The following is a 14,793-nucleotide window of genomic DNA, read 5'->3' on the forward strand; positions in this document are numbered from 1 at the left end:
CCCGTTTCGCGTCGTACGGCCGTGTCAATCGGCGCGCGGCCGATTGACCGGCGCAGTGCTCGTCCGCGCCAGAGGCGTGCGGCGCCGGTAGCCGAGAAGGGTGTAGGCGAGGGACACGTACCTCTCCACGAGCACGTCCAGCGAGACTGGACCGTCCGGGTCGTACCACTGCGCGACCGCGTTACACGCCGCGATGATCGTTCGCCGGGCGTCGTCCGGGTAAGGCGTTGTGAAGATGCCGCTCGCGATGCCGGCGTCGATGGCCGAACGGAACAGATCCGTGGCCCGCCGCTCCCGGTTGCGGTACGCCGATGCCAGCGATTCAGGCAGCGCCCGCGCCTCGTTGATCAGGATCAGACTGGCTATCGAACGCTCGGCCCTGTACCGCACCGTCGCCCCCACGACCGCTGCCAGCCGCCCGGCCGGATCGCGTCCCGCCTGCGCGAGCGCATCTTCGCACAGTGCGAAGTAGGCGTCCATGCCCTCGTTCAGCAGCGCCGCGAGCAGTGTCTGCTTCCCGGTGTAGTAGTGGTACAGCGCCGACAGGCTCACCCCGGCGCGCGCCGCGATGTCCCGGATCGAGGTCGCGTAATAGCCGCGCGCGGCGAACTCCGCCGACGCCGCGTCGAGCAGAGCCTGGTGCCCCGCGGGGCGTGCGACCATCGGACCGCTCCTTCTTCGCGCTGGACATTCCGCGCTACTGACGAGTAGCTTAACGAGCGTTCGACTGTACGCGCGAGGAGGCATACCCCCGTGATCCGGACCATCTACAACGAGGACCACGAGGCGTTCCGGTCCATGATCCGGGACTTCATCGAGACCGAGGTCGTCCCGCACCACGCCGAGTGGGAGAAACAGGGCCACGTCCCGCGCGCGTTCTACCTGCGCCTCGGCGAGCTGGGCCTGCACGGGATCAACGTGCCCGAGGAGTACGGCGGCGCCGGCGAGACCAGCTACAAGTTCAACATGGTCATCGCCGAGGAGGTCGCCCGCGCCGGCGTCTCGTTCGGCGCCTACAGCATCCACACCAATCTGGTGCGGCCATACCTGCTGTCCTTCGCCACCGAGGAGCAGAAGCGGCGCTGGATGCCCGGTTTCGTCTCAGGCGAGATGATGGGCGCGCTGGCCATGACGGAACCCGGCACCGGCTCCGACCTGGCGGGGATATCGACCACCGCGAAGCTGTCCGAGGACGGCACGCACTACGTCCTCAACGGCGCGAAGACTTTCATCTCCGGCGGCGTGCTGGCCGACCGCGTGCTCGTCGTCGCGCGCACCTCGCCGGCCACCTCGGGGGGCCGCCGCGGCGGCCTGTCGATCCTGTTCGTCGACACCAAGTCCCCGGGCTACACGGTCGGCAAGAAGCTGGACAAGATCGGCCTGAAGACCTCGGACACCGCGGAGCTGGCGTTCCAGGACGTGAAGGTCCCGGTCGAGGACCTGCTCGGCGAGGAGGGCCAGGGGTTCAAGTACCTGACGCACAACCTGGTGGAGGAGCGGCTGGCCATCGTGGTCGGCTCGGTCGCGGCGGCCGCGGCGGCGATCCGGTTCGCGATCGAATACGTCAAGGAGCGCAAGGCGTTCGGCCAGCCGGTGGCCGCGTTCCAGAACACCAAGTTCGTGCTGGCCGACTGCGAGGCCGAATACCAGGCCGCCCAGGCGTTCACCGACCGGGCCGTCGAGCTGTTCGACGAGGGCAGGCTGACCGCGGCCGACGCGGCGGCGGCGAAGCTGTTCACGACCGAGGCGGCGGGCCGCATCATCGACAAGTGCCTCCAGCTGCACGGCGGCTACGGGTACATCAACGAATACCCGATCGCCCGCCTGTACGCCGACACGCGCGTATCGCGACTCTACGGTGGTACGTCCGAGATCATGCGTACGATCATCGCCAAGTCGCTCGGCCTTTAGCTTCCGGTCCGACCCGCCTTGGCGGATGGCGGATCAGCGTGGCGCCGCCGCCGCCGGACCCTCGTGTTCCGGCGGCGCCGCTGTTTCCGGCGCCCGCTACCTGTTCCCGGCCCGCTCGTCGAGCAGCATGAGCCCGTAGGCCGCGATCGTGGCCAGATCGACGATGCGCCCGTCGCGCAGCATCGCCTCGAACTGTGCGCGCGGGAACCACTTCGCCACCAGGTCCGCTTCTTCCGGGTCCGGCGCGGCGGCCTGCGGATCCGCGGTCAGTTCGGTGGCCAGCCAGGCGTTGCACGCCTGGCTGGACATCCCGTAGGCGTGGAAGAAGCGGCCGAGCGGGGTCAGCCGGCCCGCGCTGAGCCCGGTCTCCTGGGAAAGCTCGTGCCGGGCCACCGCGGCCGGCTCGCCGTCGCCCCGGTCCGGCAGGGTGCCCTGCGGGAACTCCCAGTAGCGGCCGCCGACGGCGTAGCGGTACTGCTCGACCAGCCAGAAGCCGTCGTGCTCGAACGGCACTATCAGCGCCGAGTGCGGCTTGTCGACGACCCCGTAGACGCCCGCGGTCCCGTCGGCGCGCACGATGCCGTCCTCCCGCACCGTCATCCACGGGTTCTGATACACGATCCGGCTGGAGACCTGCTCGATCATGGCGGCCAGCCTAGCCGCAAGCGGCCGGTGGAGCGCGCCTGATCCTCGCGGCCGAGGACGGCGTGCGGATCGTCGGCAGCCTGATCGCCGGCTTCGATGGCTGGCGGTGCCGTCTCCATCGGCTCGCCGCCGCGCGGTCATTGTCGGTGCCCGCGGTTAGTCTCGTGACAAACGAAGATCGACCGGCTCGGCTTGCGCGCCGAGCGGACGGGAGCAGACATGCCAGTGGTGAGCAGACTCGCCGGTACCACGATCGACTGCCCGGACCCCGGGCGGCTGGCCGCCTTCTACCAGGCGCTGACCGGCTGGGAGAAAACCTACGACGAGGCCGAGTTCGCCGCGGTCGAGCCGCGCGGCGGCGGCCCCGGCCTGATCTTCCAGCGGGTCGAGTCGTACACCGCGCCGGCCTGGCCGGATCCGGCGCGCCCGCAACAGTTCCACCTCGACTTCGTCGCCGAGGGTGACCTGGACCGCGCCGAGGCCGCGGCGGTCGGGCTCGGCGCGACCCTCGCCGAACACCAGCCGAAGCCGGAGCGCTGGCGGGTGATGCTCGACCCGGTCGGGCACCCGTTCTGCCTCTGCGTCGGATGAGCCGCGGGGCACCGTTGCGCTGTCGTGCGCTCGGGGTGACCGCGATACTTGTCCCGTGAGCTGCGCGGTCCGCCGGGGAGGTCCCTGCGGGCGGCGGCAGGGTGGACGGGAGTGCTACGTGGCGGTCACCGACGAGGCGATCGAGAAGATCAAGGGCATGATCGTGACCGGGGCGCTGCGTCCCGGGGACCGGCTGCCGAAGGAGGCCGACCTCGCGGCCGACCTGGGCCTGTCGCGCAACTCGCTGCGCGAAGCGGTCAAGGCGCTCTCGCTGATCAACATCCTGGACGTGCGGCAGGGCGACGGCACCTACGTCACCAGCCTGGAGCCGCCGCTGCTGCTGGAGGCGCTCAGCTTCATAGTCGACTTCCACCAGGACAACACGGTGCTGGAGTTCCTCGCGGTGCGCCGCATCCTGGAGCCGGCCGCGGTGGCGATGGCGGCGACACACATCGAGGAGCAGGAGGTCGCCGTGCTGCGCGCCCAGCTCGACGAGCTCGGCGCCAACCCGGACATCGACAAGCTGGTCGCCAGCGACCTGGAGTTCCACCGCCGGATAGCGGCGGCCTCCGGCAACTCGGTGCTGTGCTCGCTGCTGGACACGCTGTCCGCGCCGACCGCGCGCGCCCGGGTCTGGCGCGGCCTGACCCAGGAGGGCGCCGCGGCCCGGACCCTCTCCGAGCATCGGGCGATCCTCGACGCGCTCCAGGCGCGCGACCCCGAGGTGGCGCGTTCCTGGGCGACGGTGCACATCGCCAGCGTCGAGCAGTGGCTCGCCTCCGTGCTCTGATATGGCCCGGCCGTTCAGCTCAGTACCAGTAGGTACTAGTAGCCGCCGAGGCGTACCGCCTCCGGGGCCACCAGTCCCGACTCGGCCAGTTCGGCCCACAGCAGGTCCGGGATCGGGTGCGCGAACAGCGCGGCGTTCTCGCGGACCTCCGCCTCGCTGCGGCAGCCGACCAGCACGCTGGCCGCTGCCGGTTGCCGCAGCGGGAACTGCAACGCCGCCGCCTTCAGCGGCACGCCGTGACGCGCGCAGACAGCGGCGATCGTCTGCGCCTTGCGCACCAACTGCTCCGGCGCGGTGACGTAGTCGAACGTGGCGCCCGGTCTCGGATTCGCCAGCAGGCCGGAGTTGAAGACCCCGCCGAACACCACCGAGGTGCCGCGCCGCCCGCACTCGGGCAGCAGATCGGCCAGCGCCGACTGGTCGAGCAGCGTGTAGCGCCCCGCGCACAGCACCACGTCGAGATCGAAGTCGCGCACGAAACGGGTCGGCATCGCGGACTGGTTCATGCCCGCGCCGATCGCCCCGACGACGCCCTGGGCGCGCAACGCGGCGAGCGCGGCGTATCCGGCCTCGTACACCTCGCGTTCGTGATTGTCCGGGTCGTGCAGCAGCGCCACGTCGATCCGGTCCAGACCGAGCCGCTCCAGCGACGCCTCGAGCGACGCGCGGATGCCGGCCGCGCTGAAATCCCATTCCCGGGCGCGCGGCGGGGTGTCCACGAAGCCTTGAGCGTCGGGCTGCTCGCCGTCCCGCAGCGGCCGCAGCAGCCGGCCGACCTTCGTCGAGAGCGTGAAAGCGGCCCGGTCCCGACCGGCCAGCGCGCGGCCGAGCCGCTCCTCGGCCAGCCCCACGCCGTAGTGCGGCGCGGTGTCCAGATAGCCGATGCCGACCTCGAACGCCGCGTCGAGCACGGCAGCCGCCTGCCGGTCGGTCACCGCGCCGAACAGGTTGCCCAGTGGAGCCGTGCCGAGCGACAGGGCGGTGACCCACACGCCGCTGCGCCCGAGCCTCCTGCGCGCCGAAGCCGCCCGGGGAGCACTGCCGCCCACGTTCGTGTTCGCGTTCACCGCGGACTCGTCGATCCGCGCTCGCCGCGCCGCCGGCCATGCCGCCCCGGCTGTAGCGTGACCAGAAGCATTTGGTCGTGCCGCACCTGCCGTGCGCGGCTCATCTTGTGGCGCGGGTGTCGTTGCAACGCTTTCTCCTCCCGGGTCTCAACGGCGCAGAGCGAGTCAGAACGTGGCGTCTCCCGGCGGGCGCAGCCGCAAGCCCGCCACGCCGCCGTCCACCGCGAGCGAGGTGCCGGTGGTGGCGCCGGACAGCGGGCTGGCCAGAGAGGCGATCGCGTACGCGACCTCGTGCGGGGAGACCAGGCGGCCGAGCGGTTGTCTCGCCTCCAGCGCCGCGCGCTCGCGCGCGGGATCCGGCGAGAGGTTCAGCAGCCGGCCGACCCACGGCGTGTCCGCGGTTCCGGGATTCACGCAGTTCACCCTGATCCCCTCCCGCGCGTGGTCCGCGGCCATCGCCAGCGTCAGGGACAGCACCGCGCCCTTGGTCGCCGAGTACAGCGCGCGCTGCGGCAGTCCCGCCGTGGCAACGATCGAACACGTGTTGACGATCGCGGCGTGTGCGGATCGGCGCAGGTGAGGGAGTGCGGCGCGGGTCACACGCACTATCCCGAAGACGTTCACGTCGAACACGCGCAGCCATTCGGCGTCGTCGTTGTCTTCGACGGTCCCGATCGCGCCGATGCCGGCGTTGTTCACCAGCACGTCGATCCCGCCCAACTCCTCGTCGATCCGGGCGATCGCCGCGCGCACCGATTCGTCGTCGGTCACGTCCGCCTGAACAGCGAACCAGGAGCCTGACACGCTCGTACTGCTCGTACTGCTCGTACTGCTGCTCGTGCCCGCGGCCTCGCCCAGCTCCCGGTCGACCACGGCCACCCGCGCCCCGCGTTCGGCCAGCAGCGCGGCCGTCGCCGCGCCGATTCCGGACGCGCCGCCGGTGACCACGGCCACCAGGCCCGCGAAGTCGTTCAACTCACGTCTCCCTCGGCCGGTGCGGCCCCGGACCACACCGGGCCGTCCGGGAAAAGGTAACGCGCCCGGCTGGCGCGCACGATCTGCGCGCTGAATCCCGGGCTGGTCGGCGCCTGGTACCGGCCGCCCTTGATGCGCACCGGATCGACGAAATGCTCGTGCAGGTTGTCGACGTACTCGATCGCCCGGTCCTCCATCCGCCCGCTGACGGCCACGAAATCGAACATGGCAAGGTGCTGCACCAGCTCGCACAGGCCGACGCCCCCGGCGTGCGGGCACACCGGCGTGCCGAATTTCGCGGCCAGCAGCAGGATCGCCACGTTCTCGTTGACGCCGCCGACCCGCGCCGCGTCGATCTGCACGATGTCGACCGCGCCGGCCTGCAGCAGCTGTTTGAAGACCACCCGGTTCTGCACGTGTTCCCCGGTGGCGACCTTCACCGGCGCGACGGCGCGGCGGATCGCCGCGTGCCCGAGCACGTCGTCCGGGCTGGTCGGCTCCTCGATCCAGTACGGGTCGAATCCGGCCAGCGCGCGCACCCACTCGATCGCCTCGCCGACGTTCCAGCGCTGATTCGCATCCACCGCGATGCGCACTCGCGGACCCACCGCCGCGCGTGCCGCGCGCAGCCGGCGCACGTCGTCCTGCACCGAGGCGCCGACCTTCAGCTTGATCTGGGTGAAACCGTCGGCCACCGCCTCGCGGGCGAGCCGGGTCACCTTCGCGTCGTCGTAGCCGAGCCAGCCCGGCGAGGTCGTATATGCCGGATAGCCGTCGCGCAACAGCAGTTGCTCGCGCTCGGCCCGTCCCGGCTCGGCCGCGGACAGCAGTTCCAGCGCCTCGTCCGGGGTGAGCGCGTCGACCAGGTAGCGGAAGTCGACCAGCTCGACCAGCTGCTTCGGCGTCATGTCGGCCAGCAGCTTCCACACCGGCTTGCCGGCGCGTTTGGCGGCCAGGTCCCAGGCGGCGTTGAGCACCGCGCCGATGGCCATGTGCATGACGCCCTTCTCCGGGCCGAGCCAGCGCAGCTGGCTGTCGCCGACCAGTTGCCCGCTGAAGCGACCGAGATGGTCGATCACCTCGTCCAGCAGGCGACCGACCACGAACGGGCGCAGCGCGCCGATCGCCGCGGTAACCACGTCGTTGCCGCGGCCGATGGTGAAGCAGAACGCGTGGCCCTGCGCGCCGTCCCGGGCGTCGGTACGCAGGATCACATAAGCAGCCGAATAATCCGGGTCCGGATGCATCGCGTCCGAGCCGTCGAGGGTTGCCGAAGTAGGGAAGCGCAGGTCGAGGCAGTCGAGCGCGGTGATGAGGGCGGCGCGGGCCATGCGGGTCACCCTTTCGGCGATCCCCGCGCGCGGAGACCGGTCGTCCGACAGCAGTCATCCGATGTATACGCCCAGGCTTTCGGTGTTGTCCAGGGACGAGCCGGCATTGATCCAGTCATGGTGGCGGCAGATTCCGAAATCGACACTCTCGCATCGAAGGAATGGTCGGATGATGCGGCGCTGTCGTAGAGTCCGCTGCATGAAGCTGTTGCGCATCGGAGAGCCGGGCCGCGAGCGGCCGCACGTGGCCTTGGACGGCGGTCTCGTCCTCGACGTGTCCGACCTGACTGCCGACTACACCCCGCAGTTCCTGGCCGGCGGCGGTCTCGACCGGCTGCGCGCCGAGGTCGTGCGGCGCGCGGGGACGGGCGCGGGCGCGCCCGTCCCCGAGGGCGCGCGCGTCGGCGCCCCGATCCCGCGGCCCGGGAAGATCGTCTGCATCGGCCTCAACTATGCCGACCACGCGGCCGAGACCGGCGCCGCGATCCCCGCCGAGCCGGTGGTCTTCATGAAGGCCCCTGATACGTTCGTCGGCCCGCGCGACGAGGTGCGCATCCCGCGCGGCTCGGCCAAGACGGACTACGAGGTCGAACTCGGCGTCGTGATCGGCTCGCGCGCCCGCTACCTGGAGTCGGCCGCGGCCGGCCTGGCCGCGGTGGCGGGCTACCTGGTGTGCAACGACGTATCAGAACGCGAATTCCAGCTGGAGCGCGGCGGCACCTGGGACAAGGGCAAGAGCTGCGAGACCTTCAACCCGGCCGGGCCGTACCTGGTGACCGCGGACGAGGTGCCCGACCCGGGCGGACTGGACCTGTGGCTGGACGTGAACGGACAGCGCCGCCAGAGCTCGAACACCAAGAACCTGATCTTCGGCGTCGGGGAGCTGATCAGGTACGTCAGCCAGTTCATGGTGCTCGAACCGGGGGACCTGATCAACACCGGCACGCCCGGCGGCGTCGCTCTGGCCACCGGCCGTCCCGAGGACTACCTCAAGCCCGGCGACGTCGTCGAGCTCGGCATCACCGGCCTCGGCGCACAGCGGGTGACCTTCGTCGCCGCGCCCTGACGAGCGGATTCGCACGCTATACGGGACGACGCCTGTGTCATGATCCGTGCATGCGGACGCTGGACGGGGCTCTGACGCGCACGCCCCGGGGCAGATTCCTGCTCGCACTGCTTGTCGTCGTGGCCTTGCTCGCGCTCGGCGTCGGGATGTGGGTGTGGATCGTGACGCACCTGACCCGCGCCCTCGACCTGGAGAGGCACGGAATCCGGGTCAGCGCCACGGTCCTGGCCGACGGGCGTGATCCGAAGGGACGCGACGAGCAGTTGTCCTTCCCGCTTCCCGACGGCTCGACGGCCACGGCGTGGACCGGGGCGGTCGCCGCGCGCCAGCCGCCCGGCGGCACGCTGACCGCGATCTACCTGCCGGGGCGGCCGGCGACGGTGGAGGGCGCGGACTACGTCGGCTGGTGGTGGGTCGGCGCCGTCGTCCTGCCGCTGTTCGGCACGGCCTTCGCGACCGCGGGCCTGTGGCTGCTCTGGACGCTCCTGGACCGAACCCGCCGGCAGCGCCGGGCCGCGGCTATTGGCAGCCGCGCTGAGCCATCGTGAGTTGCCCGAGGAAGGTGAACATCCTCGTTCCCGGCCGCAGCGGGCTCGGCGGCGGACCGTCGAGCCTGCGGTGCACCCCGACGCCGAAGTCCCCGGGCTCGGTGACGAATTCGAGTTCGAAGCCGCAGTCCGCGAACCACCCGCAGATGCTCGGGACAAGGTCCGGCTCGCGCCGGTGGCGGGTCCACACGACGCTGCCTCCTCGCCGGCACAGCGCCGCGCAGTGCTCGACGGTGCGGTGAACGTCCTCGGCCGTGATGTTGCCGAAGACGCCGCAGGCCAGCACGAGTTGTGCCGGAGCGGACGAGAGGTAGTGGTCCGTGAGCGCGGCGTCGCCGGTGACCACCTCGACACCGGGCAGCCCGAGCTCTTCCGCGCACCGCCGGGCCACCTCGGTGTTGCGCGGGTCGAGTTCGACCAGTACGGCGGACACCTCGTCCCGGCGCGGATGGTCCTCAAGCACGCCGAGCAGGTCGCGGCCCTGCCCGGCGCACATCGACAGCACGTCGATCCGTCCCGGGGGTGCGGCGTCCAGCGCGAGCCTGATGCGTTCCTGCACGACCGCCAGACGCCGGGCGAGCAGGGAACCGGGCTGGTCGTATCGCTCGTGCCACGCCAGCCAGTCTTGAGCAGCGACCGTCACACCCGCAGCCTAGGCCGGGCGCGCGGCAGCGGCCAGCGAATATAACCGCCTACCGGTGCTATACCCGCCAGCCGCTGCATGTCGGCCGCTCGCCTCGGGCCGCGCTCGTCCCACCGCTTGCTGCTTACCGCGTACCCGTTACGCGGACCGTTTCCGCGTACCGCTTGCGGATCTGGTTAACGCGTCCGGTTCCGGTCTACACGTACTGCCCAGCCGCCGGTCAGTGCTCATTACCCGGCCGGTCAGTGCTCGCCGTCGCGGTCCTGCTCGGCAAGGAACTGTTCGAACTGCCGGGCCAGTTCCTCGGCGGTCGGGATCCGCGCCGCCTGCTCGGCCAGCAGGTCGGCCTGCGGCGTCGTGCCGGCCACCGTGTCGTACTGCACCTCAAGACCGCGGATCATCGAGCGCAGGTCGTCGTCGCCCTGGGCCACCTGCGCCTCGATCTCGGCCTCGACCCGCTGCGCCTGTTCGTGCAGCTCCTGCACCGGCAGCACCAGGCCCGTCGCCGAGGTGATCGCTTCCAGGATGCGCACCGCCGCCGCCGGATAGGGCGAACGCGAGATGTAGTGCGGGATCTGCGCGGCCAGGCCGAGCACCGCGTGCTCGCGTTCGCTGAGCCGGAACTCCACCAGCGCCATCGCCGAACCCGGCACCTGCGCCCGGTCGAACCACGCTGTGTACCCAGCCAGCAGGTCGCGCCTGTTACCGTGCGGGATCAGCGTGGTGGGGCGCGTGTGCGGAACGGCGAACGGGATGCCGTGGAAGTTGACCGACAGCGTCACCCCGAGCCGTTCGATCATCTCCACCATCGCCGCGCTGAAACGCTCCCATTCGGTGTCCGGCTCCGGGCCGTACATCACCAGGAACGGCGTGCCGATCGCGTCGTGCGCCAGCTTGACCTCAAGTCGCGGCGCCTCGTACTCGGACCAGCGGTCGGTGTCGAACGTCATCGTCGGGCGCTGCGCCCGGTAGTCCACCAGCCGGTCCGTGTCGAAGCGCGCCAGCACCGGGTTGCCCGGCTCGCCGTGTTCGCCCGCGCCTTCGAACTGGAACCGCTCGCCGAAGATGTGGTCGACCACCTGCTCGGCGGCGTGACCGGCGTCCATGAAACCCTCGTAGTGGTACAGCAGCACCAGGTCGCCGCCGGTCACGGAACCCCCGGAGGTGCCGGCGCGCGCCTCGGCCAGCGCGGCCAGCCCAGCCTGGTCCAGCTCGTAGAGTGGCTCGCCCACGGTTGGTCCCGTCCCATCCCTAGTCGCGTCCCGCTGCCGGCCGCGGCGATCTCGCCACCGCGCGGCACACCGAGTAACAGTCTGCCAACATCCGGGCGGCGTTGCCCATTCCGTCGGCGCGGGACGGCGCGGGCAAGTCCAAGGTCGACGCCCGCCGCTACCGATCGGCCCCGCCGTGCGGAGCAATGAGGCTCTTGGCATTCCCGCCCGTTGATACTGGACTGCGTTTCGGCGACAGAGTTCGAACCGAGACATCCGCCCGCAACGCTCAGGGCGCAGGAGGGCCGCCAACTCGCCCAGCGACTGCTGCCTCCGGGCGATTCGCGCACGACGGTATGGGGTTACGGCAGCTACACCGAGGACGCGCACCCGATCCACATCCACCAGACCCAGTTCGAGGCCGTCGGCCGCACCGGTGCGGACGGCTTTGTGTGCGCCCCCGGGGCGCTGGGAGACCGGAACGAGGGACACGGTCGTCGCGCTGCCCGGCGAGCGGGACGAAAGTGCGCGCCCGTTTCGACATTCCCGGGCGGTACGTCTTTCACTGTCATATCATCGACCACGAAGATAACGAGATGATGCGGCCGTTCGACGTGCTGCCGTAAGGCGCGTAAGGCGAGTTTGAAAAGCGGCGCCGGATGGGTCGCGGCGTCTACCTGGCGTGCGCCGCGGCCCAGGCGAGACTTCGAGAACGCCTCGTGACGTCGGCGATATGCGCGAGCGGAGTCTCGGTTGGGAAACGATTGACCGCAGCTCGATTACGGCGGGTATGACAGGCCGTGGCGAGCGGGTAACGTCGGGAGCGCCCACCGGCGGCCCGCCGAGAGTTCGCCGCAGCGCGACGTCAGACGCCACGCTAGGAGCCAGCCGCGATGCAGTCAGCGCCTTACGAACCGGCCGAGGTCCGCTCCGCCGGTGCGACCACACAGTCCGTACAGTCCGTGCCCGCGCCCGCGCCCGCGGTGGGCGGTTCGCTACCGGACCCGATGCCGCGGCCGCGCTCCGAAGCGCGCGCGGCGGCCGTCATCAGTGTCCGGGGCGAGGCCACCATGCTGGTGGACCCGGAGGTCGCGGACCTGACCGTCTCGGTCACGGCGCACGCGCGCGATCGGCGCGAAGCGTTCGAGCGCCTGGTGAAACGCAACGACGAAGTGCTCGACCTGGTGCGCTCCTACGGCGACTCGGTCGACCGGGTCGAGTCGACCGGGCTGTCGGTCGCGCCTGAAATGCGTCGCGGTAAGGACGAGAAGATCCGTTCCTACGCCGGTACGGTGCGTGTGCGGGTCACGGTGGCGGACCTGGCGATCCTCGGCGAACTGATCGCCCGGCTCACCGAGGTCGAGGCCTCCGCGCTGGAGGGGCCGTTCTGGCGGCTGCGGCGCTCCTCTCCGATCTACCGGGAGACCCGGGCCCGCGCGGTCGCCGAGGCGGTGGCCCGCGCCCGCGACTACGCGGAGGCGCTGGGCAGCCGCATCACGGGTCTTATAGAGCTCGCCGACACCGGTCTGAGCAGCAGGTCCGTGACGCAGGCGCCGCGCCCGGGCGGGCCGGTCGTGTACAGCGCGCGTGCCGTGGGCGCCGCGCAACCGGAACCGGCGGCGCTGGACCTGGAACCGCAGCAGCAGACCGTCTACGCGAGTGTCGAGGCGAGTTTCCAAGCGGCCCAGCCCGAGTTCCCGCTGCTCTGATTCGTTTTCGCCGCCTGCCGCCTGCCGCCTGCCGCACGCTTGAGCGTCCGCCGGTCTACCGCCGTGCCGGGCGGCCCACTTTTGCGTACCGCCAGCCTGCCCGGTCCAGAGATCGTCGGTCCCGGTCCAGGATCGATCCCGTGCGCTGCGCCCCCCGCGTGAGCCTTCGACTAGCGGAACACCCGCCTCCGGATCAGGAAACTGTGAGTTGTTCCACCGAGCCACGACACGCCCAAGCAAGCAATCAGCACCCCGCTCGCCGCGGCGTGCGCGCCTGTACGAACCGGCGCCGCTGCCGAGACGGTGAACGCCGCGCCGACAGCGAGCGTGTAGCAGCCGGTCTCGACATACAGCATGCCGGAGCGCAGTCGTCTCGCCGCGTACCCGATCGCGATCGGTGTCAGCAGTCCGACGCTTACGAGTGGCAGCAGTGCCCACGCGACGGACGTGACGGTTTCCTTCCGCGGGTGTCGTTTGGCGTGCGTCTTTCTGCCAGCCGCACACACGCTTGCTGCTGCGCTTTCACTCGTGGCGCCGCGTTCGTCGAGGTTCCCCAAGCCGTCGGTCCGCGGCATGATCGTGTCCGAGGTGGCGCCTGCGCTCACGTTCTCGTCGACGAATGCGACAGCGTCCGAATCCGTCACATACGAATCCGTCGCATCTGCATCCGCATCCGTATCGATCTCGGTATCCGTATCAACCCCGGCGGCGGCGTGAATCTGGGTGTGAATCTCGGCGGCGTCAGTGGAGTCAGCGGCGTCAGCGGCGGCGTCTGCTTCGACATCGAGTGCAGCATCCGTATCGGTGCAAGCGGATGTCGTCGTGGCGGCGGCCACCAGCGTTGATCGTCGTCGATTCTCCGCCTCGTCGAGCAGCGGGTGGCCGTCGTCTTCGAGCTTCGTGCGCAGCGGAGGGAAGGACAGAACCGCCTCAAGCGCCGATTCGGTGAACAAATCCGAAGGGCGCGCCTCGGTCGGTTCGGGCCCGAACCGCGCACGGGGCTCGGCCTCGGCCGCCGCGAACGAGCCAGGGTCGGCTGCGGGCTCGTGTCCAGCCCAGGACTCCGGCCCGCCCGCATGATCCGCGGGAGCAGCGCCAAGAGGCTCGTCCGCGTCGTCGTGCGCGCCCGGGTTCCCCTCCGCAGCCTCCCCGCTCGTCGCGTCTGCCGCTGTCGCGGGCGGCGGCGGCTCCTCGTCGGCGGTCGCCGGCGTCGCAGCCGGTAGGTCGCGCGGAGCCGCTGCTTCGTCATCGAGCAGCCGGTAGCCCTCGCGCAGCGCCAGCACCGGTAGGCCGGCCGTCTGAGCGCGCGCGACCCGGGCGTCCTGCGCACCGACGCCGTCCTCGGCGACGACGTGCGTCACCCGCACCGAGAAGCGCTGCGCAAGCTCGGCCCCGGCTGAAGCTGCCCGCTCCCGGAATGCGGCAGCCTCCCGTCCGGTGCCTAGCACCAGGATCCGGAGGGTACGACCGGAGCGCTGCGTGGGAATAGCGGCGGGCCGCTTCGCTGAGGAGGCAGAGCCCGCCTGGTCCGAAGGAGTCACTGTCGTCACGTTCGGCGAGCCTAGATCGCCCGTCACCAGCCAGCGAGCATCCGCGCCCGGCCGCGCCGCGACCCTCACCCGTTCGGCCCTACGCCACGCGACCTGCCACGCCCCGCGCTTCGAATGTGCGAAGCGCCCCCGCGATCAGGTACAGTTCTACCCGTCGCCAGGGCGCGGAAAGCAAGTGGTAACGTACCTGGCAGCATGCGGACGTGGCTCAGTTGGTAGAGCATCACCTTGCCAAGGTGAGGGTCGCGGGTTCGAATCCCGTCGTCCGCTCGCGGTACCGGTTCGCACCGGATCCTGAGGACGATTAGCTCAGCGGGAGAGCGCTTCCCTGACACGGAAGAGGTCACTGGTTCAATCCCAGTATCGTCCACACGTGACAGCAGGTCAGAGGCGCTCCGGAATTCTCCGGCAGGGCCTTTTTGATCGTTTGTTAGATTTTGGTTAGACGTGGATCATCGCGATTGCCCCAGAACGAGGCTGAACCACCGCGAATCTCGCACCCTCCCGTGACGCGTCGGTCGATGGCGCGTCGTCGTCCTCGTCGGCCGCGCGCGGACCCATCGGTGTCGGGCTAGGCGGGCGCGCGGCCGACGAGGGCTGCGCTTCGATTTCGACGACCGGTCAAGGCGCAAGGCCGCGAAGTTAAGGATTCCGGGTGCTTGTCCAGCGGATCGGTGCTGGCGTGTTGAGCAGCGCGCATAGAGAACGAGACCTCTGATAGATCAGGGCGGTCCGCCAAGACTGTCCCGAATCAGA

15 protein-coding genes and 2 tRNA genes are annotated in these 14,793 nt (G+C 70.4%); 9 read left to right on the forward strand and 8 right to left on the reverse strand.

Annotation, left to right across the window (positions count from 1 at the left end; all coding sequences use genetic code 11):
* Window positions 1-24: 24 nt before the first annotated feature.
* Window positions 25-663 (reverse strand): TetR/AcrR family transcriptional regulator, encoded by a 639-nt coding sequence (locus KGA66_RS14965; protein ID WP_211468722.1) that lies wholly within the window; start codon window positions 661-663, stop codon window positions 25-27.
* A gap of 90 nt (window positions 664-753) precedes the next feature.
* Here KGA66_RS14965 and KGA66_RS14970 point away from each other — a divergent pair, with 90 nt between their 5' ends.
* Window positions 754-1,911, forward strand: a complete 1,158-nt coding sequence (locus tag KGA66_RS14970; protein ID WP_211468723.1) for an acyl-CoA dehydrogenase family protein — start codon at window positions 754-756, stop codon at window positions 1,909-1,911.
* Between the two features lie 96 nt (window positions 1,912-2,007).
* Here KGA66_RS14970 and KGA66_RS14975 read toward each other — a convergent pair whose 3' ends face one another.
* Complete coding sequence (locus KGA66_RS14975; protein ID WP_211468724.1) at window positions 2,008-2,556, reverse strand: NUDIX domain-containing protein; 549 nt, start codon at window positions 2,554-2,556, stop codon at window positions 2,008-2,010.
* A 219-nt stretch (window positions 2,557-2,775) separates the two neighbouring features.
* Between KGA66_RS14975 and KGA66_RS14980 the strand changes: the two genes are divergently transcribed.
* Both KGA66_RS14980 and KGA66_RS14985 read left to right on the forward strand, forming a co-directional pair.
* Window positions 2,776-3,147, forward strand: coding sequence for a VOC family protein (locus tag KGA66_RS14980; RefSeq protein WP_211468725.1), 372 nt, complete (start codon window positions 2,776-2,778; stop codon window positions 3,145-3,147).
* A 118-nt stretch (window positions 3,148-3,265) separates the two neighbouring features.
* Complete coding sequence (locus KGA66_RS14985; protein WP_211468726.1) at window positions 3,266-3,937, forward strand: FadR/GntR family transcriptional regulator; 672 nt, start codon at window positions 3,266-3,268, stop codon at window positions 3,935-3,937.
* A 35-nt stretch (window positions 3,938-3,972) separates the two neighbouring features.
* On the opposite strand, the gene KGA66_RS14990 is transcribed toward KGA66_RS14985, so the two are convergent.
* From KGA66_RS14990 to KGA66_RS15000, 3 genes are all read right to left on the reverse strand, one after another.
* The gene (locus KGA66_RS14990) at window positions 3,973-5,004 is read right to left on the reverse strand and encodes an aldo/keto reductase (protein ID WP_312886921.1); all 1,032 of its coding nucleotides are present in this window, start codon (window positions 5,002-5,004) and stop codon (window positions 3,973-3,975) included.
* A 165-nt stretch (window positions 5,005-5,169) separates the two neighbouring features.
* Window positions 5,170-5,979 (reverse strand): SDR family NAD(P)-dependent oxidoreductase, encoded by an 810-nt coding sequence (locus KGA66_RS14995; protein WP_211468727.1) that lies wholly within the window; start codon window positions 5,977-5,979, stop codon window positions 5,170-5,172.
* On the reverse strand, window positions 5,976-7,310 hold the full coding sequence (locus KGA66_RS15000; protein ID WP_211468728.1) for an enolase C-terminal domain-like protein: 1,335 nt from the start codon (window positions 7,308-7,310) through the stop codon (window positions 5,976-5,978). The genes KGA66_RS14995 and KGA66_RS15000 overlap by 4 nt, the downstream gene beginning before the upstream one ends.
* A 199-nt stretch (window positions 7,311-7,509) precedes the next feature.
* Here KGA66_RS15000 and KGA66_RS15005 point away from each other — a divergent pair, with 199 nt between their 5' ends.
* Both KGA66_RS15005 and KGA66_RS15010 read left to right on the forward strand, forming a co-directional pair.
* Window positions 7,510-8,376, forward strand: coding sequence for a fumarylacetoacetate hydrolase family protein (locus KGA66_RS15005; RefSeq protein ID WP_211468729.1), 867 nt, complete (start codon window positions 7,510-7,512; stop codon window positions 8,374-8,376).
* Window positions 8,377-8,426: 50 nt separating this feature from the next.
* Window positions 8,427-8,924 (forward strand): hypothetical protein, encoded by a 498-nt coding sequence (locus KGA66_RS15010; RefSeq protein ID WP_211468730.1) that lies wholly within the window; start codon window positions 8,427-8,429, stop codon window positions 8,922-8,924.
* Here the strand turns inward: KGA66_RS15010 and KGA66_RS15015 are convergent.
* Window positions 8,896-9,567 (reverse strand): class I SAM-dependent methyltransferase, encoded by a 672-nt coding sequence (locus KGA66_RS15015; protein WP_211468731.1) that lies wholly within the window; start codon window positions 9,565-9,567, stop codon window positions 8,896-8,898. The two genes, KGA66_RS15010 and KGA66_RS15015, sit on opposite strands and share 29 nt — an antisense overlap.
* 242 nt (window positions 9,568-9,809) lie before the next feature.
* A complete protein-coding gene (locus tag KGA66_RS15020) occupies window positions 9,810-10,799 on the reverse strand; it encodes a PAC2 family protein (RefSeq protein WP_211468732.1) in 990 nt (329 codons plus the stop codon).
* Between the two features lie 335 nt (window positions 10,800-11,134).
* Here KGA66_RS15020 and KGA66_RS32100 point away from each other — a divergent pair, with 335 nt between their 5' ends.
* Together KGA66_RS32100 and KGA66_RS15030 are read left to right on the forward strand one after the other, a co-directional pair.
* Window positions 11,135-11,404, forward strand: coding sequence for a multicopper oxidase domain-containing protein (locus KGA66_RS32100; RefSeq protein WP_369015877.1), 270 nt, complete (start codon window positions 11,135-11,137; stop codon window positions 11,402-11,404).
* 267 nt (window positions 11,405-11,671) lie between these two features.
* The gene (locus KGA66_RS15030) at window positions 11,672-12,487 is read left to right on the forward strand and encodes an SIMPL domain-containing protein (RefSeq protein WP_211468734.1); all 816 of its coding nucleotides are present in this window, start codon (window positions 11,672-11,674) and stop codon (window positions 12,485-12,487) included.
* Window positions 12,488-12,657: 170 nt separating this feature from the next.
* Here the strand turns inward: KGA66_RS15030 and KGA66_RS15035 are convergent, their stop codons facing one another.
* Complete coding sequence (locus tag KGA66_RS15035; RefSeq protein WP_211468735.1) at window positions 12,658-14,037, reverse strand: hypothetical protein; 1,380 nt, start codon at window positions 14,035-14,037, stop codon at window positions 12,658-12,660.
* A 197-nt stretch (window positions 14,038-14,234) separates the two neighbouring features.
* Here KGA66_RS15035 and KGA66_RS15040 point away from each other — a divergent pair.
* Together KGA66_RS15040 and KGA66_RS15045 are read left to right on the forward strand one after the other, a co-directional pair.
* Window positions 14,235-14,307: transfer RNA gene (locus KGA66_RS15040), tRNA-Gly, on the forward strand.
* Window positions 14,308-14,335: 28 nt separating this feature from the next.
* Window positions 14,336-14,407: transfer RNA gene (locus tag KGA66_RS15045), tRNA-Val, on the forward strand.
* Window positions 14,408-14,793 lie beyond the last annotated feature (386 nt).

This window comes from Actinocrinis puniceicyclus (genome assembly GCF_018283645.1).
Lineage (GTDB): Bacteria > Actinomycetota > Actinomycetes > Streptomycetales > Catenulisporaceae > Actinocrinis > Actinocrinis puniceicyclus.

What these genes read in the sequence shown, in the direction of transcription:
- KGA66_RS14965 (WP_211468722.1), bottom strand. Translation starts at nt 663, where the DNA reads ATGGTCGCACGCCCCGCGGGGCACCAGGCTCTGCTCGACGCGGCGTCG.
- KGA66_RS14975 (WP_211468724.1), bottom strand. Translation starts at nt 2,556, where the DNA reads ATGATCGAGCAGGTCTCCAGCCGGATCGTGTATCAGAACCCGTGGATG.
- KGA66_RS14980 (WP_211468725.1), top strand. Translation starts at nt 2,776, where the DNA reads ATGCCAGTGGTGAGCAGACTCGCCGGTACCACGATCGACTGCCCGGAC.
- KGA66_RS15000 (WP_211468728.1), bottom strand. Translation starts at nt 7,310, where the DNA reads ATGGCCCGCGCCGCCCTCATCACCGCGCTCGACTGCCTCGACCTGCGC.
- KGA66_RS15005 (WP_211468729.1), top strand. Translation starts at nt 7,510, where the DNA reads ATGAAGCTGTTGCGCATCGGAGAGCCGGGCCGCGAGCGGCCGCACGTG.
- KGA66_RS15010 (WP_211468730.1), top strand. Translation starts at nt 8,427, where the DNA reads ATGCGGACGCTGGACGGGGCTCTGACGCGCACGCCCCGGGGCAGATTC.
- KGA66_RS32100 (WP_369015877.1), top strand. Translation starts at nt 11,135, where the DNA reads ATGGGGTTACGGCAGCTACACCGAGGACGCGCACCCGATCCACATCCA.
- KGA66_RS15030 (WP_211468734.1), top strand. Translation starts at nt 11,672, where the DNA reads ATGCAGTCAGCGCCTTACGAACCGGCCGAGGTCCGCTCCGCCGGTGCG.